19 protein-coding genes are annotated in these 21,332 nt (G+C 67.0%); 16 read left to right on the top strand and 3 right to left on the bottom strand.

Features of this window, described 5'->3' with window-relative positions:
• Positions 1-50 precede the first annotated feature (50 nt).
• Together C7C56_RS28730 and C7C56_RS28735 are read right to left on the bottom strand one after the other, a co-directional pair.
• Complete coding sequence (locus C7C56_RS28730) at positions 51-218, bottom strand: hypothetical protein (protein ID WP_181373109.1); 168 nt, start codon at positions 216-218, stop codon at positions 51-53.
• A 252-nt stretch (positions 219-470) separates the two neighbouring features.
• Positions 471-629, bottom strand: a complete 159-nt coding sequence (locus tag C7C56_RS28735) for a hypothetical protein (protein ID WP_181373110.1) — start codon at positions 627-629, stop codon at positions 471-473.
• A 377-nt stretch (positions 630-1,006) separates the two neighbouring features.
• Here C7C56_RS28735 and C7C56_RS10365 point away from each other — a divergent pair, with 377 nt between their 5' ends.
• The gene (locus C7C56_RS10365; RefSeq protein ID WP_146204401.1) at positions 1,007-2,674 is read left to right on the top strand and encodes a hypothetical protein; all 1,668 of its coding nucleotides are present in this window, start codon (positions 1,007-1,009) and stop codon (positions 2,672-2,674) included.
• A gap of 156 nt (positions 2,675-2,830) precedes the next feature.
• On the opposite strand, the gene C7C56_RS10370 is transcribed toward C7C56_RS10365, so the two are convergent.
• The gene (locus tag C7C56_RS10370) at positions 2,831-3,472 is read right to left on the bottom strand and encodes a glycoside hydrolase family 19 protein (protein WP_106757344.1); all 642 of its coding nucleotides are present in this window, start codon (positions 3,470-3,472) and stop codon (positions 2,831-2,833) included.
• A 678-nt stretch (positions 3,473-4,150) separates the two neighbouring features.
• Here C7C56_RS10370 and C7C56_RS10375 point away from each other — a divergent pair.
• The 15 genes from C7C56_RS10375 (at position 4,151) to C7C56_RS10445 (ending at position 21,040) form a co-directional block, all read left to right on the top strand.
• Complete coding sequence (locus C7C56_RS10375; RefSeq protein ID WP_229458568.1) at positions 4,151-6,052, top strand: polysaccharide biosynthesis protein; 1,902 nt, start codon at positions 4,151-4,153, stop codon at positions 6,050-6,052.
• Between the two features lie 111 nt (positions 6,053-6,163).
• Entirely contained in the window at positions 6,164-7,492 is a 1,329-nt protein-coding gene (locus C7C56_RS10380) for a nucleotide sugar dehydrogenase (protein WP_106757345.1), read from the top strand.
• A gap of 89 nt (positions 7,493-7,581) precedes the next feature.
• Entirely contained in the window at positions 7,582-8,643 is a 1,062-nt protein-coding gene (locus C7C56_RS10385; RefSeq protein ID WP_106757346.1) for a Gfo/Idh/MocA family protein, read from the top strand.
• A 149-nt stretch (positions 8,644-8,792) separates the two neighbouring features.
• A complete protein-coding gene (locus tag C7C56_RS10390; protein WP_229458584.1) occupies positions 8,793-9,389 on the top strand; it encodes an acyltransferase in 597 nt (198 codons plus the stop codon).
• A gap of 23 nt (positions 9,390-9,412) precedes the next feature.
• A complete protein-coding gene (locus C7C56_RS10395; protein ID WP_106757348.1) occupies positions 9,413-10,648 on the top strand; it encodes a DegT/DnrJ/EryC1/StrS family aminotransferase in 1,236 nt (411 codons plus the stop codon).
• Positions 10,645-11,895, top strand: coding sequence for a lipopolysaccharide biosynthesis protein (locus C7C56_RS10400; protein WP_106757349.1), 1,251 nt, complete (start codon positions 10,645-10,647; stop codon positions 11,893-11,895). The genes C7C56_RS10395 and C7C56_RS10400 overlap by 4 nt, the downstream gene beginning before the upstream one ends.
• A gap of 5 nt (positions 11,896-11,900) precedes the next feature.
• Positions 11,901-13,178 carry an O-antigen ligase family protein gene (locus tag C7C56_RS29765; protein ID WP_229458586.1) on the top strand — a complete coding sequence of 426 codons (1,278 nt, stop codon included), beginning with the start codon at positions 11,901-11,903 and terminating at the stop codon, positions 13,176-13,178.
• Positions 13,179-13,188: 10 nt separating this feature from the next.
• On the top strand, positions 13,189-14,184 hold the full coding sequence (locus C7C56_RS10410) for a glycosyltransferase family 4 protein (RefSeq protein WP_229458570.1): 996 nt from the start codon (positions 13,189-13,191) through the stop codon (positions 14,182-14,184).
• A complete protein-coding gene (locus C7C56_RS10415) occupies positions 14,171-14,878 on the top strand; it encodes a hypothetical protein (protein ID WP_106757352.1) in 708 nt (235 codons plus the stop codon). Before C7C56_RS10410 ends, C7C56_RS10415 begins: the two co-directional genes overlap by 14 nt.
• Positions 14,879-14,909: 31 nt before the next feature.
• Positions 14,910-15,602: a hypothetical protein gene (locus C7C56_RS10420; RefSeq protein ID WP_106757377.1), complete on the top strand. Its 693-nt coding sequence runs from the start codon at positions 14,910-14,912 to the stop codon at positions 15,600-15,602.
• Positions 15,599-16,384 carry a hypothetical protein gene (locus tag C7C56_RS10425; protein WP_106757353.1) on the top strand — a complete coding sequence of 262 codons (786 nt, stop codon included), beginning with the start codon at positions 15,599-15,601 and terminating at the stop codon, positions 16,382-16,384. The genes C7C56_RS10420 and C7C56_RS10425 overlap by 4 nt, the downstream gene beginning before the upstream one ends.
• A 9-nt stretch (positions 16,385-16,393) precedes the next feature.
• Positions 16,394-17,623 (top strand): glycosyltransferase family 4 protein, encoded by a 1,230-nt coding sequence (locus C7C56_RS10430; protein ID WP_106757354.1) that lies wholly within the window; start codon positions 16,394-16,396, stop codon positions 17,621-17,623.
• Positions 17,624-17,705: 82 nt separating this feature from the next.
• Positions 17,706-19,154 (top strand): DegT/DnrJ/EryC1/StrS family aminotransferase, encoded by a 1,449-nt coding sequence (locus tag C7C56_RS10435; protein ID WP_106757355.1) that lies wholly within the window; start codon positions 17,706-17,708, stop codon positions 19,152-19,154.
• The gene (locus C7C56_RS10440) at positions 19,151-19,741 is read left to right on the top strand and encodes a sugar transferase (RefSeq protein ID WP_106757356.1); all 591 of its coding nucleotides are present in this window, start codon (positions 19,151-19,153) and stop codon (positions 19,739-19,741) included. The genes C7C56_RS10435 and C7C56_RS10440 overlap by 4 nt, the downstream gene beginning before the upstream one ends.
• A gap of 96 nt (positions 19,742-19,837) precedes the next feature.
• Positions 19,838-21,040 (top strand): acyltransferase family protein, encoded by a 1,203-nt coding sequence (locus C7C56_RS10445; protein WP_106757357.1) that lies wholly within the window; start codon positions 19,838-19,840, stop codon positions 21,038-21,040.
• Positions 21,041-21,332 lie beyond the last annotated feature (292 nt).

Below are 21,332 nucleotides of genomic sequence, written 5' to 3' on the forward strand. Positions count from 1 at the left end.
AAAAAAAAGCCGCAGCGTCACCGCTGCGGCTTCTTCTTTTTCGTTCTTGCTCAGCCAGCAGCCGGCTTCGGTGCTTGTTTCTTGACCTGGTTGTGATACTTGCTGGCGGCGACGGCGCGTTTGACCGACTCGCGGGCGATGTTGTCGCGCTTGTTGGCCAATTTTTCTTCCTTGCTGCGAAGCTGGGCCTGGTCCTTGTTTCCGATACGTTTAGTCATAACAATCTCCTTGTATGGTTCCACTGCATTATCCTGGCGGGCGGGAGCGCGCACCTATAGGACCAGGCATTGCCGCCGTGTAGGACTTGACGATGTCTGTTCTTCAACTTGTGCGCGCAGGCGGGCCAGGCAAGGATTGACGGGAAGTCAGGAAGACTGGTGGGACTGGGAAAGCCCGGACGGGCAGAGGGCGGCGCGGTTCGGCGCGTGGCGTTGCGGAAATGGCGGCGCCGGGCGCGCCGCGCATGGGATTCAGGCCGGCACTGGAAGCGATTTCGATTTGGACGAGGCGATTGCCCAGCCGAGCTCGCGGCGGATGTCTTTGGGGCTTGGCGGCGGCGCGGCATCGCGCGAACGGCGCAGCAAATAGGCGCGCACCTGGTCCTTGGTCGGGTGGGTAAATACGGGCATTTTAACCTCCGCTACCAGCTTGATTCCGGCAAGCGTATGTGGCACACGCCTGGACAATAATTTGGTGCCGATACTCGAGGCGACCGGCTAACCTGTTGAGAAAAGCGACTACCTCGCGGCTTTCACCGTCCACCTTTTTGCTCACACAACTGCATCATATTTGGGACTTCGCCGCACCACTGTTCGGTGCCGCACCTTCGCCAAAAAAATTGATTCTCTGAATTTATGCATGTCGGGAAAATTGACATTGCGGCATGCGCGGGCGCCGGGCAAAGTCCCGCCTCCGCAGCCGCAGGCGGCCGGGCACGCTTCATGCGTGCCCGTTCCAAGGGCCATCGACCGCTTGGCGCCGACAGGTCCGGATCCGGGAGAGCCGCATGAAAACCACGCACCACCTCGCAGCATTGCTGTTGGCCTTGCCTGGCGGCGCCGCGTGCGCGCAGCCGCAGCCGGGGGCCATCGAATCGGTGCTGCCGCCCGCGCTGGCCAGCGCCCCGCTAAGCGAACTGGCAACGCGCGCGCGCGCCGCCGCGCCGCGCGCCCGGCGCGCCGTGTTTTACCTGCGGATGGTGCGACCGGAACCGCGCGCGCGCGCGGCACTCGCGGCGCCGACGGCCGACGCAGGCCACAACGGCGTGCCGGACAACCCCGCCGTGCCGGGCATGCCGCGCGTGAGCACCGGCGGCACCGTGCTCAACTTCGACGGCGTCGGCGCCGGGACGGCGGCCCCGGCCAACGTCAACGCCGCCGTCGGCGAGACCCAGTATGTGCAGGCGGTCAACGACCAGATCGCGGTCTACCGCAAGCGCGACGGCGCCCTGCTGCTCGGCCCGATCGACAGCAATGCCGTGTTCGCCGCGTTCGGCGGCAGCGCCGGCGCCGAAGCCTGCCGCCGCAGCGCGCAAGGCAGTCCGATCGTGCAATACGACAAGGCGGCCAGGCGCTGGATCGTGAGCCAGACGGCGGCCGGGGCCGGCGCCGTCCTTTACCAATGCATCGCCGTGTCGCGCTCGCCCGACGCGACGGGTAGCTATTGGCGCTATGCGCTCGCGCTGCGCGGCGCCGGCCAGGCCGCGCTGGCGGGCGAGGCGTTCCGGCTGGCGGTCTGGCCCGACGCCTACTACCTGAGCCTGGTCACGTTCGACCCCGCCGGCGACGCCTACCGCGGCGCGCGCGTGTGCGCGCTCGGGCGCGCCGCGCTGCTGGCGGGCGCGCGCGCGGTGGTGCGCTGCCGCGACCTCGGGCCGGCCTTCGGTCCCGCGCTCGCGGCCGACCTCGACGGCGCGGGCGCACCGCCCAGGGACAGCCCGAATTACCTGATCGCGCTCGACTTCGGCGCCGACGGCCGCGGCGAGCATCTGATCCTGTGGCGCCACTCCTTCACCCGCGACACGCTCGGCGCGCCGGTCCGGATCCCGGTCGCGCCGTTCACGATCGCCTGCCCCGGCAGCATGGGCGGGGCCTGCATCGAACAGGCCGGCGCCGAACGGCTGGGCGCGCTCGGCGACCGCCTCATGCCGCGCCTGGCCTACCGCAACTTCGGCAAGCGCGCCTCGCTCGTGGTGAACCATTCGGTGCAGCAACCCGGCGCCGCCAGGGACGGCCCGGTGGGCGTGCGCTGGTACGAGTTGCGCGACGAGGCCGGCGCGCTCGCGCTCTACCAGCAAGGCACCCACGCGCCCGACGCGAACAGCCGCTGGATGGGCAGCATCGCAATGGACAGGATGGGCAACATCGCGCTCGGCTACAGCGTCGCCGGCGGCGCCACCCCGGCCGGGGTGCGCTACACGGGACGGCTGCGCACGCAGGCGCCCGGACGGCTCGAACGCGAGGAGGTGGTCGTCAACGGCACCGGGGTGCAACATGGCGCGGCCGGACGCTGGGGCGACCAGAGCGCGATGACGCTCGATCCGGTCGACGACTGCACCTTCTGGTACACCCAGCAATACATTCCGACGACCGGCCGTTTCACCTGGCGCACCCGGATCGCCAATTTCACCTTCAACAATTGCAGGGCCGGGCCGCCGGCGCCGCCAGGCCGCTAGGAGGCTGTCGGTCCCAGCGGGTCGGAGCGGGAAAAAGGGCTGGACGAGGACGGATTTTGACGATCTCGCTGTGCCAATAGCGAACTAGCGGCCGGTAAAGCGGCGAAACTTGGACCGTCCGGCGCCGTTTGCAGACGACGATCCTACGACAGGCTGCTAGCCCCAGCTGCGCTTGGTGCGCAGCAACCAGGTGCGCACCGCGGGCACGCCGTCGGTGCCGCCGTTGATGCGCTTGGTGATGTCGGCGAGGCGGTCGGCGTCGGCTAGCGCGTTGCACTCCATCGCATGCCAGGCCGCGGCCGCCACCGCCAGGCACCAGGGGGGCTCGAGCACGGCGTCGGGCGCGGCGCAGAAATCGGGCACGCAAGGCGACGCCGCGCGCAGCTGCGCGGTGGCGCGGGCGTAATTAGCCTTGCCGGTCAGCTGCAGCAGGCCGCGCCCGCGGAACAGATAACCGTCGTCGGGCCCCTCGTTACCCATGCGCCCGCCATAGACCTCGTTGGCCAGCTTCTGCGGATTGTTCGCGTATTGCGCGGGATCAAGCGGACCTTTCGGCTGGAAGCGCGAGGGCCAGACCACCGGCAGGCGCTTGGCGCTGTAATTGAGGTTTTCGTATTGCAGTGTCAACGCGGCCGACTCGTGCAGCACCTGCGCCATGAAGTGGGCCACCCGCAGCGGCGATGCCGAGATGGCGTAGCGGTCGAACAGCGGCTGGCCCGCGCGGAAGGCGTCGCTGTAGTCCACGCGCACGCAAGGCGCGAGCGCGGCGATCTGGTCAAGCGTGACGAGGACGTGCATTGCGGCTCCTTCGCATTGTCATGAATACATCTTATTAAGCGACCGCGCGCGCGGTTCCACCCGCGTCAACAAGTGCGGCGATAAAACCACGCAATCAGCGAAAGCGCCGGCGCCACCCGCCGGCGCGAGCTGCCGCAAGCTGGCCCGATCGGATACCGCGGTGCGCAATCGCGGAACTGTCGCGATACCGCTGACTCAAACGATGGCTACTGATCCATATACTTTTTCATCTCATCACTATTTTTAAGAAGCAATAAACAAGAAAATATATACCAGAAAAAACGTTCCAATTATTGCCGCCATACATAACGTGTGTAAATAAATGTCATTCGCCAGAAATTAAAATAATTTCTCTATGAAAAATTAATATCCATGAGAATAACCAGGCCGCCACAATTGATGGCAATCAAACCAAATTCGCTCAACAACACAGATAATAAACTTAAATTTTCAGGGCCGCTCTAAGCAGCCTAAAAACTTATTTCAAAGCATAAACATAAACAATAAAAACACATCCCCAGAAAAAACATATACCGCATTTTTCACCATTCGACCCCGACGCCAGTTATTCCATGCCGATTATCTAACCTAGCTGCATATCCCGCCATGTCGACGCCAAACATCAACCTCCTGAGCCAATTCTGTGCCGATATGGTGTCCATCCATAAGCTGGCCAAAATGGCCTTAATGGTGACGGTCGACCTGTTCGCCCTGCCCGCCTGCTTCCTCGTCGCCATGCTGCTGCGCCTCGGCGACTTGTCGCTGGCCCTGCAGTACGGCCCGGCCCCGTTCGTGCTGGTGCCGCTGGCAACCATCGCCGCGTTCTCGATGTCCGACCTGTACCGCGCCGTGATCCGCTTCATCGACAAGCGCCTGCTCACCGTCACCGGCATCGCGCTGGCGCTGTCCTCGCTGTGCGTCTACACCGGCCTGCTGGCCCTGCACGGGCGCTCCTTCCCCGGCAGCGCGCTGGCCATCTACTGGTTCGTCGCGTTTTCGTACGTCGTCGCCTCGCGCATCAGCGTGCGCAACTTCCTGCGCAACCACACCAACCAGCGCCCCGCGACCGACAACACGGTGGCCATCTACGGCGCCGGCGAACCGGGCGCCCAACTGGCCCTGACCATGCGCGCCAGCCGCGAATACCGGCCGGTGTGCTTCTTCGACGAAAAACGCGCCCTCAACGCCCGCACTATCGCCGGCCTGCGCGTGTTCCACACCGACCGCCTCAGCGAAATGGTCGACAGCCTCGCGATCCGCTCGATCATCATCGCGGTGCCGTCGGTGTCGCCGGCGCGGCTGCGCTCGATCACGCGGCGCATGACCGAGGCCGGCATCACCACCCGCATCCTCAGCGGCCTGCTCGACCTGGCCGACGACACCGACAAGGCGCCCGAGCTGGCCATGCGCACGCTCAAGCTCGAAGAACTGCTCGGGCGCGCGCCGGTGCCGCCGCGCACCGACCTGTTCGCCCGCTGCGTGCGCGGCAAGACGGTGCTCGTGACGGGCGCGGGCGGCTCCATCGGCAGCGAGCTGTGCCGCCAGATCGCCACGCTCGGCCCGCTGCGCCTGCACCTGCTCGACCATTCCGAATTCGCCCTCTACACGGTCCGCCAAGAGCTGCTCGCGCGCGCCCCCGAACTGCGCATCGAGGCCCACCTGGGCTCGGTGTGCAACGGCGCCCTGGTCGAACGCATCATGCAGAAGGGGGCGATCGACACCGTCTACCACGCGGCCGCCTACAAGCATGTGCCGCTGGTCGAGGCCAACTATGTCGAGGGCCTGCGCAACAACGTGCTCGGGGCCCAGTGCATCGCCAACGCGGCCGCGCGCTTCGGCGTGGGCACCTGCGTGCTGATCTCGAGCGACAAGGCGGTGCGCCCGTCCAACATCATGGGCGCGAGCAAGCGCATCGCCGAACTGATCTTCCAGGCAGCCGCCAAGCAGCCCGCCGGCACCACCTTCTGCATGGTCCGCTTCGGCAACGTGCTCGGCTCGTCCGGCTCAGTGATCCCCCTGTTCCAGCGCCAGATCGCCCAGGGCGGCCCGGTCACGATCACCCATCCCGAGGTGGCGCGCTACTTCATGCTCATCTCCGAGGCCGCGCAACTGGTGATCCAGGCCGGCGCCATGGCCAAGGGCGGCGACGTGTTCGTGCTCGACATGGGCGAGCCGATCCGCATCGTCGACCTGGCCCGCACCATGATCGCGCTGTCGGGCCTGACCGAAAAAACCGCGCAGCGCCCGGACGGCGACATCGAGATCAAATTCGTCGGCCTGTTCCCCGGCGAAAAGCTCAACGAGGAACTGCTCACCGACGGCGAGGCCTTCCCGAGCGAGCACCCGCGCATCAAGACCATGCGCGAGCCGGCCCTGCTGGCCGGCATCCTCGACACCTACATCACCTGCCTGATGATGGCCTGCGACACCAACGACCGTCCCATGATCGAGTCGATGGTCAAGGCCATCGTGGCCGACTACACGCAGCAGAACGCGCGCGCCGCGCCGGACGCGCCCGGGCCCGAGCCGGCCGCCCCCAAGCTGCCGGTGCCGGTCCAAAAAATCGAGTACCGCAGCTAAGGCCCGCCAGGCCACCGTTACATCCGTTACACCGTACACCGCTCACCGTACACCGCACACACCCCGGCGCGCGCCGGGCCAGGTTTTTTCATGCTCGAGAAAAGGTAAGCCATGCGTGACCAACATACCCCCGACCACCTGATGCAACTCATCTCGCGGCTCGAAGACCGCAGCGCCGTGATCGGCATCGTCGGCCTCGGCTACGTCGGCCTGCCGCTGATGCTGCGTTACGCCGCGGTCGGCTTCAAGGTGCTCGGCATCGACATCGACCCGGCCAAGGTGGCCAAACTCAACAGCGCGGGCAGCTACATCGCGCACATCAAGCCGGAACAGATCGCGCGGGCGCGCGCGGCCGGCTTCGAGGCCAGCGCCGACTTCCTGCGCGCCGGCGAGTGCGACGCCCTGATCATTTGCGTGCCGACCCCGCTCAACGCCTACCGCGAGCCCGACCTGAGCTACGTGCTCGGCACCAGCGAGGCGCTGCTGCCGCACATGCGCGCCGGCCAGATCCTCTCGCTCGAGAGCACCACCTACCCCGGCACCACCGACGAGGAGCTCAGGCCGCGGCTCGAGTCGCGCGGCTTGGCCGTGGGCCGCGACGTGTTCCTCGTGTTCTCGCCCGAGCGCGAAGACCCGGGCAACCCCAACTTCGACACGCGCACCATCCCCAAGGTGTGCGGCGGCACCACCGCCGCCTGCCTGCAGGCGGGCATGGCACTGTACGGGCCGGCGATCGACCGCGTGGTCCCGGTCAGCTCGACGCGCGCGGCCGAACTGACCAAGCTGCTCGAAAACATCCACCGCGCCGTCAACATCGGCCTGGTCAACGAAATGAAAATCATCGCCGACAAGATGGACATCGACATCCACGAGGTGATCCGGGCCGCCGCCACCAAGCCGTTCGGCTTCACAGCCTACTATCCGGGCCCGGGCCTGGGCGGGCACTGCATCCCGATCGACCCGTTCTACCTGACCTGGAAGGCGCGCCAATTCGGCCTGCACACGCGCTTCATCGAACTGGCCGGCGAGATCAACTCCGACATGCCGCACTGGGTGATCGGCAAGCTGGCCGACTCCCTCAACGAGCGCCGGCAGTCGGTCAAGGGCAGCCGCGTGCTGGTGCTCGGCATCGCCTACAAAAAAGACGTCGAGGACATGCGCGAGTCGCCCTCGGTCGAACTGATGGAGATCCTGCGCGCCAAGGGCGCCGAGGTCGACTACTCCGACCCGCACGTGCCGGTGTTCCCGGCCATGCGCGAGCACCGCTTCGAGCTCTCGAGCGTGGCGCTCGACGCGGCCAGCATCGCGTCCTACGACGTGGTCCTGATCGCGACCAATCACGGCGCCTTCGACTACGCCCAGATCGCCCAGAACGCGCGCCTGATCATCGACACGCGCGGGGTCTATCTGTCGCCGCTGGCCAACGTGGTCAAGGCTTGAACCGGCGGCCGGGGCCGTCCCCGTTTTGCGAACAAGCCTGGAACAAGGCCGGAACCGGCCTGGAACAAGACCGACAACAAGGAGACAGCATGCGCAACTTCGCCCCCGCCGTGACCGATCGCAAGATCCGCTTCGCCCTGGTAGGCTGCGGCCGGATCGCGGCCAACCACTTCGGCGCCATCGCCCAGCACGCCGGGCGCTGCGAGCTCGTCGCCGTGTGCGACATCGACGCGCGCGCGGCCGCGGTGGCGGCCGACGGCACCGGCGCGCGCCAGTTCAACGACCTGGCGCGCATGCTGGCCGAGACCGAGGCCGACGCCGTCATCGTGGCCACGCCCTCGGGCATGCACTCGGAGCAGGCGATCCAGATCGCGCGCGCCGGGCGCCACGTGATCACCGAAAAACCCATGGCCACGCGCTGGGAGGACGGCAAGCGCATGGTCGCCGCCTGCGACGCGGCCGGCGTGCGCATGTTCGTGGTCAAGCAAAACCGGCGCAACGCGACCCTGCAACTGCTCAAGAACGCGGTCGAAAAAAAGCGTTTCGGCCGCATCTACATGGTCAACCTGAACGTCTTCTGGACCCGGCCCGACGCCTACTACAACAGCGCCAAATGGCGCGGCACCTGGGAGTACGACGGCGGCGCCTTCATGAACCAGGCCAGCCACTACGTCGACCTGCTCGACTGGATCGTCGGCCCGGTCGAGAGCCTGCAGGCCTACACGGCCACGCTGGCGCGCGACATCGAGGTCGAGGACACCGGGGTGCTCAGCCTGCGCTGGCGCAACGGCGCGCTCGGCTCCATGAACGTGACCATGCTGACCTATCCGCGCAACCTCGAGGGCTCGATCACGATCCTCGGCGAAAAGGGCACGGTGCGCATCGGCGGCGTGGCCGTCAACGAGGTCGAACGCTGGGACTTCGCCGAGCCCGACCCCGACGACAGCCGCGTCAAAGAGGCCAGCTACGCGACCACCTCGGTGTACGGCTTCGGCCACCCGCTCTACTACGACAACGTGATCAAGGTGCTGCGCGGCGAGGCCGAACCCGAAACCGACGGGCGCGAGGGGCTCAAGTCGCTCGAGGTGCTGGTCGCGGCCTACATGTCGGCGCGCGACGGCAAGCGCGTCGCGCTGCCGCTGGAGTACTGAGCATGGACCGCGACCTCGCAACCGCCGATTCCGCCGATTCCGCCGAAGCCACCCGCGCCGCCATCGCCGCCGACACCGGCTTGGGCGCGCGCACGGCCGCCGCGGCCGGCGCCACCATCGCGCCGGGCGCCGGCGCCAACCCCGGGGCCATCGTCGAGCCCAGCGCCATCGTCGACCCGGGCGCCGTGCTCGGCGCCGGCACCCGGGTCTGGCACTTCAGCCACGTGTGCGCGGGCGCGCGCGTGGGCGCGGCCTGCTCGCTCGGCCAGAACGTCTTCATCGGCAACGAGGTGCGCATCGGCGACCGCGTCAAGATCCAAAACAACGTGTCCGTGTACGACGCCGTGACGATCGAGGACGAGGTGTTCTGCGGCCCGAGCATGGTGTTCACCAATGTGCACAACCCGCGCGCGGCGCTGGTGCGTAAGGACCAGTACCGGCACACCCTGGTGCGGCGCGGCGCCACCATAGGCGCCAACGCCACCATCGTGTGCGGGGTCACGCTCGGGCGCCACGCCTTCATCGGCGCCGGCGCCGTGGTGCTGCGCGACGTGCCCGACTTCGCCCTGATGGCGGGGGTGCCGGCGCGCCAGATCGGCTGGATCAGCCGCTTCGGCGAGCGGCTCGCGCTGCCGCTGGCCGGCCACGCCGAGGCCGCGTGCCCGCACACGGGCGACCTGTACGCGCTGCGCGGCGGCGTGTGCGCGCTGCTGCGCGCCGGCGGAACGGCCCCCCACCCCCTCTAACAAAAACAGAAACGGACGCCACCATGCAATTCATCGACCTCAAGGCCCAATACCTCGACCTGCGCGAGGCCATCAACACGCGCATCCAGGGCGTGCTCGAGCACGGCCAGTACATCATGGGGCCCGAGGTGGCCGAGCTCGAGGCCGCGCTGGCCGCGTACACCGGGGCGCGCCACTGCGTGACGGTGTCTTCGGGCACCGAGGCGCTGCTGATCTCGCTCATGGCGCTCGACGTCAAGCCAGGCGACGAGGTCATCACGACCCCGTTCTCGTTCATCGCCACGGCCGAGGCGATCGTGCTGCTCGGGGCCCGCCCGGTGTTCGTCGACCTCGACCCGTTCACCTGCAACCTCGACCCCGCCCTCGCCGAGGCCGCCATCACGCCGGCCACCCGCGCCATCATGCCCGTCTCGCTGTACGGCCAGCCGGCCGACATGGACGAGTTCAACGCGATCGCCGCGCGCCACGGCCTGACCGTCATCGAGGACGCGGCGCAAAGCTTCGGCGCGCGCTACCGCGGCAAGGCCAGCTGCAACCTGTCGGCGATCGGCTGCACCAGCTTTTTCCCGAGCAAACCGCTCGGCTGCTACGGCGACGGCGGCGCCATCTTCACCAGCGACGACGAGCTCGCCGCGGCGATGCGCGAGATCCGGGTGCACGGCCAGTCGCGCCGCTACGTGCACACGCGGGTCGGGGTGGGCGGGCGCATGGACACGCTGCAGTGCGCGATCGTGCTGGCCAAGCTCGAGCGCTTCGACTGGGAACTGGCGCAGCGCGCCAGGGCCGGCGAACGCTACGACGCCCTGTTCGCCGGCCGCCTGCCCACGGTCGGGCGCCGCCCCGACCGCAGCAGCGTGTTCGCGCAATACACGGTGCTGGTCGACGAACGCGAGCGGGTCGCCGCCCAGCTTGCCGCGGCCGGCATCCCGACCGCGGTCCACTATCCGCTGCCGATGCACCTGCAGCCGGCCTACGCCGCGCTGTGCCGCGCGCACCCCTGCCCGGTGGCTCAGGCGATGTCGGCCAGGGTGCTCAGCCTGCCGATGGGGCCCCACCTCGACGCCGCCGACGCGCTCACCGTGGCCGAAACCCTGCTCGCGGCGTGCGCCGGCGCGCGCCCGGGGCCGGCCGCGGCCGCCGCCACCGCCTCACTGGCCGCGGCCTGCGCCACCGCTTCCCCGGGCGCGGCGGCCTGCGCTTCGATGGGCGCGGCCGGCGTCTGCGCTTCACTGGGCGGTTCCGGCGCCGCAGGCCCATGAGCGTGGCCGCGCCCGCATTCTGGCGCCACGTCGCGACGGTGCTGACCGGTTCGCTGGGGGCGCAGGCGCTGCCGCTGCTGGCCGCGCCGCTGATCACGCGCCTGTGCACGCCGGCCGAGATGGGCGCGTTCGGGGTCTGGTTCGGCCTGGTCGCGGTCACCGCGATCGGCGCCACCTTGCGCCTCGAGACCGCGATGATCCTCGACCACGACGCGCCGGCCCAGAAAACCTGCTTCGAGGTCGTGTTCTACAGCGCCACCGCGGTCGCGCTGCTGGTGACCGCGTGCACCCTGCTCGGGCGCCTGGCCGGGGTGGCGCTGTTGCAGCAGATGTCCTGGCTCGGCCTGCTCACGATCGGGGTCGGCGCCTGGCTCACGGCGGCGATGCAAACCACGCTCGCCTACGCCACCTCGCGCAACGCCTTCGGCAAGGCCGCCAAGGCCAAGGTCTGGGCCGCCGCCACCATCGTGCTGGCGCAACTGGCGATGCTGTTTTCGAGTCTGGGCGGTGCGGCGCTGCTGGCCGGACACCTGGTCGGCCTGGCCGGCGGGTTGCTCGCCGCGCGCGTGCTGCTGGTGCCGCCGCGCGCGGCGCCGGGTCTGGTGCTCAACCAGGTGCAGCGCGCCTACCTCGTCAGGCATCAAAAATTCTGGCGCTTCGCGCTGCCGTCCAATCTGCTCAACGGTCTGTGCGGGCAACTGCCACTGCTCCTGATCGGCGCGCGCCACGGCGTGCTCGCCGCCGGCCTGTTCGCGCTGACCCAGCGCGTGCTGGCCGCCCCGATCTCGCTGCTGGCCGCCTCCGTGCTCGAGGTGTTCAAGCGCCAGTCGGTGCACGACTTCGAGACCCTGGGCAACTGCAAGGCGGCCTACCAATACACCTTCAAGGCCCTGTTCCTGCTCGGCCTGGCGCCCTCGCTGGTGCTGCTGCTGTTCTCGCCGGCGCTGTTTGCCACCGTGTTCGGACCGGCGTGGCGCGAGGCGGGCGAGCTGGCGCAGATCCTCGCGCCCCTGTACTTCCTCAACTTCATCGCCAGCCCCTTGAGCTATGTGTTTTTTGTCGCCGGCAAGCAAAAAATCGAACTGCTCTGGCAATGCGCGCTGTTCGCCATGACGCTCGCCGTGTTCGTCGCGCCCGGCACCCTGCGCCAGAGCGTGGGCCACTACGCGCTCGGCTATTCGCTGCTCTACCTCGTGTACCTGCGCATGTCGTGGCAGTGCTCGCAAAACAAGATGGCGCCCGCGTGAACGCCATGCCCGACACCGCCGCGCGCGCGCCCGGCACCCTGCGCGGCGAACAGGCCTGGGCCACGGCAGCCTTCACCCTGCTGTTCCCGGGGTTCTTCTTCTACCACACGGCGCTCGGCCTCGGCCTGAGCGGCGCGTTTCTTGGCGGATTCTTCGCCATCGTCGCGCTCGTGTTCGCCCCGCCGCTATGCTTCATCTACGGCTACAAGCTCAAATTCGTGCCCAACTTCCTGCACAAGAGCGATGTGTTCTTCGGCCTTTTCCTGGCCTATTTTCTGGCCGTGGTGGCCGCCAACGCCGGCGCCGGCGCCAATCCGGCGATCGTCAACAACCACCTGCTCGGCGTGCTGTTCATGGTCATGCTGTTCGTCATCTTCAGGATCGCCGATTTCGACGCCCCGGCGATCCGCCGCGCGCTGCTCGCGTGCCTGCTAGGCATGTCCGCCGTGGTGTTCACCTATTCGGTCGACGGCGTGTTCTACCTGGGCGCGCTCGGCGTCGCGCGCGACCCGCAAAGCCTGGCCACCTACCAGGGTTTCTCGCGCTCCTACCTGGTCACCTTCATGGTGTTCATCCCCTACACGCGCGCGCTGCGCTGGCGCGCGCTGCTCTATCTGCTCGGCGCGCCGACCCTGTTTCTCAACACCGCGCGCAGCGAATTCGTCGCCATGCTGTTCCTGATCCCGATAATCGAACTTTATTATTCGAAATATAAAATGGGCGCGGTGGTGTTGTTCATTTTATTTCTGGCGGCCATCAACATTAATATCGAGGCGCTATTATCCGCGCTGCCCGACAACCGCATGCTCGAATTATTTGACCTTTCGCAATCGAGCTCAGCGAACAAACGGCATCATTTAAATGTCCTCGGAATGCAGACGATTGCCGCGAATCCGATCTGGGGCGACTATGGCAGTTACGCGCCGGGGCATTATGCCCACAATGTTTTCTCAGCATGGGTCGACCTCGGCATATTCGGTTTCTTTTTTTTACTCGCGGTATTAATCATTCCGACCATCGGTCTGGTGTTGAAAGGATATTTCCAGCACCAGACCTCGGGCGATTTCCTATTGGTGTTCGGTTTGACCTGCAGCACGCTGCTGCTCTTGTTCACCTCGCATTACTTCACCGACATGATGATCGGCGCAACGCTCGGGGCTTATTCTAAATACAGGCTTGGAAGGAAATATGTACCGGATAGCGCACCTGACTTCGGCCCACCCCCGCTACGACACCCGGATTTTCGTCAAACAGTGTCGCAGCCTGGCGGCCCACGGTCATGAGGTAACGCTCGTGGTCGCCGACGACGGCGGCGACGCCGAACGCGACGGCGTGCGCATCGTCGACGTCGGGCGCCTGCACGGGCGCGTCAACCGCATGCTCCGGACCACCCGCAGGGTGTTCGACCAGGCGCTCGCGCTCGACGCCGAGGTCTACCACCTGCACGACCCCGAGCTCATCCCCACCGGCCTCAAACTCAAGCGCCTGGGCAAAAAGGTCGTCTTCGACGCCCACGAGGACGTCCCGAGCCAGTTGCTGGCCAAGCCGTATCTGGGGCGCTGGTCGCGCCAGGTCGCCGCCAGCAGCTTCTCGGTGTTCGAGCGCTACGCCTGTTGCCGCTTCGACGGCATCGTCGCCGCCACGCCCTTCATCCGCGACAAGTTCCTGCCCATCAACGCACGCACGGTCGACATCAACAACTTCCCTGTCATCGGCGAATTCGACGCGGCCGCCCCCTGGAGCGCAAAATCGCCGCAGGTCTGCTATGTCGGCAGCATCGCGGCCATCCGCGGCATCCGCGAGCTGCTCGGGGCCTGCACGCTGCTGCGCTCGCCCACCCGGTTGGCCCTGGCCGGCGCCTTTTCCGAGTCCGCGCTCGAGTCCGAAATGCACGCCCATCCGGGCTGGGTGCGCATCGACGCGCTCGGCCACCTCGACCGCGACGGCGTCGGCACCGTCATGGCCGCCTCGGTCGCCGGCCTCGTCACGCTCCATCCGGTGGTCAACTACCTCGACGCCCTGCCCGTCAAAATGTTCGAGTACATGGCCGCCGGGATCCCCGTGATCGCCTCCGATTTCCCCGTGTGGCGCGCCATCATCGAGCACAGCGGCTGCGGCGTGTGCGTCGACCCGGCCGACCCGCGGGCGATCGCGGCCGCCATCGATTACTTCATCGCCAATCCGGGCGTCGCCGAGCGCATGGGTCAAAACGGCCGGCGTGCCGTCACCGCCGAATACAACTGGCAATGCCAGTCAAGCAAACTGATCTCCTTTTATGACGCTCTTTAATCCCCGCGAATTAATACGCCTGCTAAAGCTCGGCCTCACGGTCGCGCAATTGCCGCTGGCCCGCCTGCGTTTCAAGAAACAAATAAATCCCGATCTTATCAACAACACTTATTCGACATTCACCAAGCCGCATGCGCGTTTTAAATTCATAAGCAACAAAACGCTCGGCATCGCACTGGTCGATTTGAGCCAATTCAAAACGAGCGATGTGTATCTCGATACAGTGAAACAACGCGATTACGGCGCCTTCCACCGCAAGCGCGCGAAGTCGCGCGGATACACGATCAAAAAGATTAACCGCAACGATTTCATCGACGAGATTCACGCGATAAACACCTCGACCGCGATCCGGCAGGGGCGCCCCATGGACGAAACCTATCTTATAAAAAAAACAGATTACCCCGAGCAAGACGGCGCCGTCTGCATCGGCGCGCTGGACCGGGAGGGCCGGCTGGTCGCTTATTGCAATTACCTTGTTTTGGGGAATTTCGCATCGACCGACCAATTGCTTGGATATAAAAACGGCGACGGCGTCATGCATTACCTGCTGGTTGAAATCATTTGCCGCCTGATCGACGACGGGGGGCTCGACTACTTCATGTACGACACCTATCTGGGGGCCCAGCCGGGCTTGCAGGACTTTAAACGACGGATCGGTTTCAAACCGCACCGTGCCCGCTACTCAATGCACTGAGATGGACCGACACGCCACGCCGCCAATGACCATGAACCTGCTCCGCCGCCCCTATGCCCTGCTCGTGCAAATCGCGCGATTGCCCGTCGCGCGGCTGCAATTCCACAAGCACATCAACCCGCAAAACATCGAGCCGGCGTTCCGCTATTTCACCAAGCGCCACCCGAAATACAAGATCATCGGCAACAAGACGCTGGGCGCGGCCCTGATCGAACTGGGCCGGTTCACGTCGGGCGAGCAGTATCTCGACAGCATCAAGGGCAAGAACCTCGGCGGCCACCATGCCAGGCGCGCCAAGGCGCGCGGCTACCGCTTCGTCGAGATCGACCGCAACGACTACATCGACGACATCCACGCGATCAACACCTCGGTCGACACGCGCCAGGGCCGCCCGATGGATGCGCAGTACCTCGAAAGAACCGACCGCTTCTCCCCGATCGACAACTTCCGCTACTACGGCGTGCTCGACAACGGGGGCCAGCTGCGCGCCTATTGCAATTACGGGCACTACGGCAATTTCGGCGCCTTCTCCCAGCTCATGGGGTACCGCAACAACGACGGCGTCATGCACCTCATGCTCGTCGAGATCATTTGCAAGCTGATCGACGAGCGCAGCGTCGACTACATCATGTACGACACGTTTTTCGGGGCCCAGCCGGGCTTGCAGCAGTTTAAAAAAATCCTCGGCTTCGCGCCCTACCGCGCCAAGTACACGCTCCAATGAACACCGTCCTCAACCGCCTCTACAGCGACTACCTCATGCCCTCGCGCCTGGCCGGCTACGGGCGCCTGCTCGCGCGCGCCAACGACGAGGGTTACCGCCAGTTGTCGGTGCGCGCCTTCGGCGCCGCGGTCGCGGCGGGCGCGGACGGCGCCGCGCCCGGGCGCTGCCTGGTGCACCGGCACGACATCGACAGCGACCTGCGCACGGCCGCCAAGATGTTCGCGCTCGAGCAAAAGCACGGGGTCGCCGCGAGCTACTACTTCCGCCTGTCGACGCTCGACTTCGGCCTCATGCGCGAGATCGAGGCGGCCGGCGGCGAGGCCAGCTACCACTACGAAGAGGTCGCCGATTTCGCCAAGGAGCACCACCTGCACGACCCCGTCGAGGTGCGCCGGCGCCTGCCGGAAATCCGCAAACGCTTCCTCGAGAACTACACCTGGATCGAAAGCCGGCTCGGCCGTTCGATGCCGACCGTGGCCAGCCATGGCGACTTCGTCAACCGCCGGCTCCAGGTGTTCAACCACGAAATCCTCAACGACCACGCCCTGCGGGCGCGCTGTGGCATCGCCTGGGAGACCTACGACGCGGCGCTGTTGAACCATTTCGACGCCTACATCAGCGACCGGCCCCATCCCGTCTATTTCCACCCGTTCAGCCCGCAGTCGGCGCTCGGGCGCCACGCGCGCATCTGCCTGCTGACCCATCCGGTGCAATGGGAAACCAACTGGCGCGAAAGCACGCGCTGCAACGTGCGCCGGCTGCGCGAACAACTGGCGTGGTGAGACTCCCCCATGAACATCCTGCTCATCAACCACTACGCCGGCTCGCTGCGCCACGGCATGGAATACCGCCCCTACTACCTGGCGCGCGAGTGGACCCGGCTCGGCCACCGGGTGCGCATCCTCGCCTCCGACCAGTCGCACATCCGGGCCGAGGCGCCGCGCCTGCTGGGCCGCGCGCGCCTCGACGAGACCATCGACGGCATCGAATACACCTGGTTCGCCACCCCCGCCTACCGCGGCAACGGCGTGGGCCGGGTGCGCAACATGGGCGCCTTCGTGCTGCGCCTGCTGCGCGAGGCGCGCGCGCTCGCGGCCGGCTTCGCGCCCGATCTCGTGATCGCCTCGAGCACCTACCCGGCCGACATCTGGCCGGCGCACCGCATCGCGCGCCTGGCCGGGGGGCGCCTGCTGTTCGAGGTGCACGACCTGTGGCCGCTGTCGCCGATGGAGCTGGGCGGTTTTTCCAAATGGCACCCGTTCATCATGCTGCTGCAGGCGGCCGAAAACTACGCCTGCCGCAACGCCGACGCGGTCGTCTCGATCCTGCCCAAGGTGCGCGCCCACCTCGAGGCGCACGGCATGGCCGAGCACAAGCTGCACATCGTGCCCAATGGCATTGATCCGGCCGAATGGCTGGCGCAGGCGCTGGCCACGCGCCCGCCGTGCTGCGCCCCGATCGACGCGCTGCGCGCGCGCGGCCTGTTCGTGCTCGGCTACGCCGGCACCCACGGGGTCGCCAACGCGCTCGACACCCTGCTCGACGCGGCGCGCCTGATGCGCGGCGAGCCGCTCGCCATCGTGCTCGTCGGAGGCGGCCCCGACAAGGCGCGCCTGCAGCAGCGCGCCCGGGCCGAGCAGCTTGGCAACATCCACTTCTTCGACCCGGTGCCCAAGACGGACGTGCCGGCCCTGTTGGCCGCCTTCGACGCCGCCTACATCGGCTGGAAGCGCCAACCGCTGTACCGCTTCGGCATCTCGCCCAACAAGCTGATCGACTACATGATGGCCGCGCGCCCCGTGCTGCACGCGGTCGAGGCGGGCAACGACCCGGTCGCCGAGGCCGGGTGCGGCCTGACGGTGGCGCCCGAGGACGCGCCCGCGCTCGCCGGCGGACTGCGCGCGCTGGCGGCCCTGCCGGCGCCGGCGCGCGCGGCCATGGGCCAGCGCGGCCGCGACTTCGTGCTGGCCAACCTGAGCTACGAGGTGCTCGGACAACGCTTCCTCGAGGCCTCCCAATGACGCCCGCGCCGCCCGACCGAGCGCTCCCCAGCCCACGTCCTGATTCACCCTGCGCCTAAAGCGCAGCCACCAAGGAACCGCCATGGCCGCAGACATCGACACACCGCAAACCGGCTCGCCCGCAGCAAACGCCGCAAGCGCAGCGATCGCCGCAAACGCCGCGATCGGGGCGATCGGGGCAAGCGCAACAAGCGCGCCAAGCGCCGCCAGCGCAACAGTGCTGGGAGAGGCCGCGGCGATCACAGTAGAAAGCACGGGAGAAAGCACAGCGAAGAGCGAAAGCGCAGGCAGCGCGAGCGTCACGTTCGGAACGCCCGCCGGCGGCGCGGCCGTCGCGGCCGGGGCAAGCGGCGCAAGCGGCGCGGCCGCCGTGGTGGCCGAGGCGCCGTTCCTGCCGTTCGCCGTGCCCGACCTCGGCGACGAGGAAGTCGCCGAGGTGCTCGATTGCCTGCGCTCGGGCTGGATCACGACCGGGCCGCGCAGCAAGCGCTTCGAGGCCGATTTCGCCGCCTACCTCGGCGGCGGACTCGAGGCCATCGCGGTCAACTCGGCCACGGCCGGCCTGCACCTGGCGCTCGAGGCGCTCGGGATCGGCCCCGGCGACGAGGTCATCGTGCCGACCCTGACCTTCACCGCCACGGCCGAAGTGGTGCGCTACCTGGGCGGGCATCCGGTGCTGGTCGACGTCGCCCCCGACACCCTCAACATCGACGTGGCCGCGGTCGCGGCGGCCATCACGGCGCGCACCAAGGCGATCATCCCGGTCCACTTCGCCGGCCTGGCCTGCGACATGGACCCGCTGCTGGCGCTGGCCGCCCGGCACAATCTGCACGTGGTCGAAGACGCCGCGCACGCCTTCCCGACCGCCTACAAGGGCGCGCTGGTGGGCACGCTCGCGAGCGTGATCACCGTGTTCAGCTTTTACGCCAACAAGACCATGACCACCGGCGAGGGCGGCATGGTCGTCACGCGCGACCCTCAGCTGGCCGCGCGCATCCGCCTCATGCGCCTGCACGGCATCAGCCAGGACGCGTTCGCGCGCTACGTCTCGCGCACCCCGGCCTGGTTCTACGAGGTCGTCGCGCCCGGTTTCAAGTACAACCTGACCGACATCGCCGCCGCGATCGGCATCCAGCAGCTGCGCAAGATCGACCGATTCTTCGCGCGCCGCCAGGCGCTCGCGCAGACCTATTCGCGCGCGCTGGCAGACCTGCCGCTGCGCCTGCCGGCGGCCCCCGGACCCGGCGCCAGCCACGCCTGGCACCTGTACGTGGTGCGCCTGACGGCGCAGGCGCGGCTCGGGCGCGACGAGCTGATCGCAAAACTGTCCGAGCGCGGGATCGGCACCAGCGTCCATTTCATCCCGCTGCACAGGCACCCGTTCTGGCGCGACAGCTACGCGCTCGCGCCGGCCCAGTTTCCGGTGGCCGAGGCGAGCTACCAGGCGATGCTGACGCTGCCGCTCTACACCAAGATGGGCGACGCCGACCAGCAGCGCGTGATCGACGCCATGCAGGCGCTGCTGTCATGAGCAAGCGATTGTTCGACCTCGCCTGCGCGCTGGCCGGCCTGCTGCTGCTGGCGCCGCTGCTGCTGGTCGCCGCGCTGGCGATCCGGCTCGACTCGCGCGGGCCGGTCATGTTCCGCCAGCAGCGCGTGGGGCGCGCCGGCGCACTCTTCAACATCTACAAGTTCCGCACCATGGCGCAAGACAGCGAGGGGGCCGGCCAACTCACGGTCGGCCCCGACCGCCGCATCACGCGGGTCGGCGCCTTCCTGCGCCACTACAAGCTCGACGAACTGCCGCAGTTGATCAACGTGCTGCGCGGCGAGATGAGCCTGGTCGGGCCGCGCCCCGAGGTGCCGCGCTACGTGGCCTGCTATCCGGCGGGCGTGCGCGCGATCGTGTTGTCGGTCGCGCCCGGCATCACCGACTGGGCCTCGATCCGCTACAAGGACGAAAACGCCATCCTCGGGCGCGCGCGCGACCCCGAGCTGGCCTACCGCGAGATCATCCTGCCCGCCAAGCTCGACTACTACGTGCGCTACGTGCGCGAACGCACGTTCTGGACCGACCTGCGCATCATCGGCAGCACCCTGGCCGCGCTGGTGCGCTAGGAGGCTGTCGGTCTTAGGGATCCTAAGTCCGACAGACTCCCAGGTCCGACAGCCACCGTGCCGTGCCGCTTCGCGCCGTTTCAACCTGGAGCCAACGTGAACACCCACAAAGTCGCCAAATTTACCCTGCTCAAACACAGCGCGCTCGAGCAGGACAGCATGCACAGCCTGCTCATCTCCCTGCTGCGCGGCCTGGCCGCGCTGCAAGTGGCTGCCGCCCACCTCCGGGCCGAAATATTCCCGGGCTTTAAAACCGTGGCCGACCCGTCGCTGTGGTACCAGGTGCTGGCGCTGGCGACCGGCTTCGCGCACCAGGCCGTCGTGGTGTTTTTCCTCATCAGCGGCTGGCTCGTCGGCGGCAGCCTGCTCAATAAAATCGGCCAGCCCGACGCGCTCAAATTGTATGCGGTCGACCGGGTCACGCGGCTGTGGACGGTGCTCATCCCCACCTTCGGCCTGATCGTCCTGATCGGCATGGTCACGAACACGGTCGACCCGGGCCGGCCCGACCTCGGCTCGGCCGGCGCGTATTCACTGCTCAGTTTTGCGGGCAACCTGTTCGGCCTGCAAACGATCGCCGTGCCCAACTTCGGCGGCAACTACGTGCTGTGGAGCCTCGCCAACGAGAGCTGGTACTACCTGATGTTTCCGCTTTTGCTCATCGGTTTCACCAGCAAGGCGCGCGGCAAACGCGCTCTGGCGGCAGCCGCGTTCGCGCTCGCGGCCGCGTTCGTCACCTTCCCCATCCTGATCTACCTGGCCGTCTGGCTGCTGGGCACGGCCTTCTCGCGCATCAAGATCGACTGTTCGAACACGCTGCGCGTGCTCGTGTTCGCGGTGCTGGCCATGCTCTCGCTCTACTACAGGGTCAAGGGCAGCAACGACGACCTCGTGCCCGCCTCGTTCGTCCAAGACATGATCTTAAGCATCGTGTTCTTGATGCTGCTTTCGAGCATGCAATTCAAGGCCGACAGCTCGAGCAGGTTGTTAGCGCGCGTCAAAAAGGGCGCCAACTTTTTCTCCGACTTCTCGTTCACACTGTACGTGGTCCATGTGCCTGTGATCGGCCTGCTGACCTATTACGGCCTCGCATGGTTCGGCACCAGGCGACTCGCGCCCGCCGATCCGGCCAGCGCACTGATCTACGCCGGTGTGCTCGCCGGGATCGTCGCCTTCGCCTACCTGTTCTACCTTGCCTTCGAAGCCCACACGCCGCGGGTGCGCCGTCTGGTCAAGGCCCGCCTGCTGCAGGCAAAAAACAAGGGCGCGCAGGGCAGTTCGATGCCGGCCGGATCCTGAGCGGGCGGCCCGGGCTGGCAGCCCAAGCTGTCGGCCCAAGCTGGCAGACCAAGCTGTCGGCCCCGAGCGTGTTGGTCTCAACCGTGAAGGTTTCAGGCTTGGCGGTCTAAAACGTGGCGGCAAAAGAAAGCCGGGCGACACGCATGCGTGCCGCCCGGCCGGGTCCTGCTTGCTGCTTGCTGCTGCTTGCGGCTGCTTGCGGCTGCTTGCGGCTTGCGGCTTGCTGCTTGCTGCTTGCTGCTTGCTGCTTGCTGCTTGCTGCTTGCTGCTTGCTGCTTGCTGCTGCTTGCTA

The sequence above is a fragment of the Massilia glaciei genome, from assembly GCF_003011895.2.
Classification (GTDB): Bacteria; Pseudomonadota; Gammaproteobacteria; order Burkholderiales; family Burkholderiaceae_D; genus Telluria_A; species Telluria_A glaciei.

Coding starts and splice junctions, on each gene's coding strand:
- C7C56_RS28730 (WP_181373109.1), bottom strand. CDS start 218: ATGACTAAACGTATCGGAAACAAGGACCAGGCCCAGCTTCGCAGCAAG.
- C7C56_RS28735 (WP_181373110.1), bottom strand. CDS start 629: ATGCCCGTATTTACCCACCCGACCAAGGACCAGGTGCGCGCCTATTTG.
- C7C56_RS10365 (WP_146204401.1), top strand. CDS start 1,007: ATGAAAACCACGCACCACCTCGCAGCATTGCTGTTGGCCTTGCCTGGC.
- C7C56_RS10370 (WP_106757344.1), bottom strand. CDS start 3,472: ATGCACGTCCTCGTCACGCTTGACCAGATCGCCGCGCTCGCGCCTTGC.
- C7C56_RS10375 (WP_229458568.1), top strand. CDS start 4,151: ATGGCCTTAATGGTGACGGTCGACCTGTTCGCCCTGCCCGCCTGCTTC.
- C7C56_RS10380 (WP_106757345.1), top strand. CDS start 6,164: ATGCGTGACCAACATACCCCCGACCACCTGATGCAACTCATCTCGCGG.
- C7C56_RS10385 (WP_106757346.1), top strand. CDS start 7,582: ATGCGCAACTTCGCCCCCGCCGTGACCGATCGCAAGATCCGCTTCGCC.
- C7C56_RS10395 (WP_106757348.1), top strand. CDS start 9,413: ATGCAATTCATCGACCTCAAGGCCCAATACCTCGACCTGCGCGAGGCC.
- C7C56_RS10400 (WP_106757349.1), top strand. CDS start 10,645: ATGAGCGTGGCCGCGCCCGCATTCTGGCGCCACGTCGCGACGGTGCTG.
- C7C56_RS29765 (WP_229458586.1), top strand. CDS start 11,901: ATGCCCGACACCGCCGCGCGCGCGCCCGGCACCCTGCGCGGCGAACAG.
- C7C56_RS10415 (WP_106757352.1), top strand. CDS start 14,171: ATGACGCTCTTTAATCCCCGCGAATTAATACGCCTGCTAAAGCTCGGC.
- C7C56_RS10420 (WP_106757377.1), top strand. CDS start 14,910: ATGAACCTGCTCCGCCGCCCCTATGCCCTGCTCGTGCAAATCGCGCGA.
- C7C56_RS10425 (WP_106757353.1), top strand. CDS start 15,599: ATGAACACCGTCCTCAACCGCCTCTACAGCGACTACCTCATGCCCTCG.
- C7C56_RS10430 (WP_106757354.1), top strand. CDS start 16,394: ATGAACATCCTGCTCATCAACCACTACGCCGGCTCGCTGCGCCACGGC.
- C7C56_RS10435 (WP_106757355.1), top strand. CDS start 17,706: ATGGCCGCAGACATCGACACACCGCAAACCGGCTCGCCCGCAGCAAAC.
- C7C56_RS10440 (WP_106757356.1), top strand. CDS start 19,151: ATGAGCAAGCGATTGTTCGACCTCGCCTGCGCGCTGGCCGGCCTGCTG.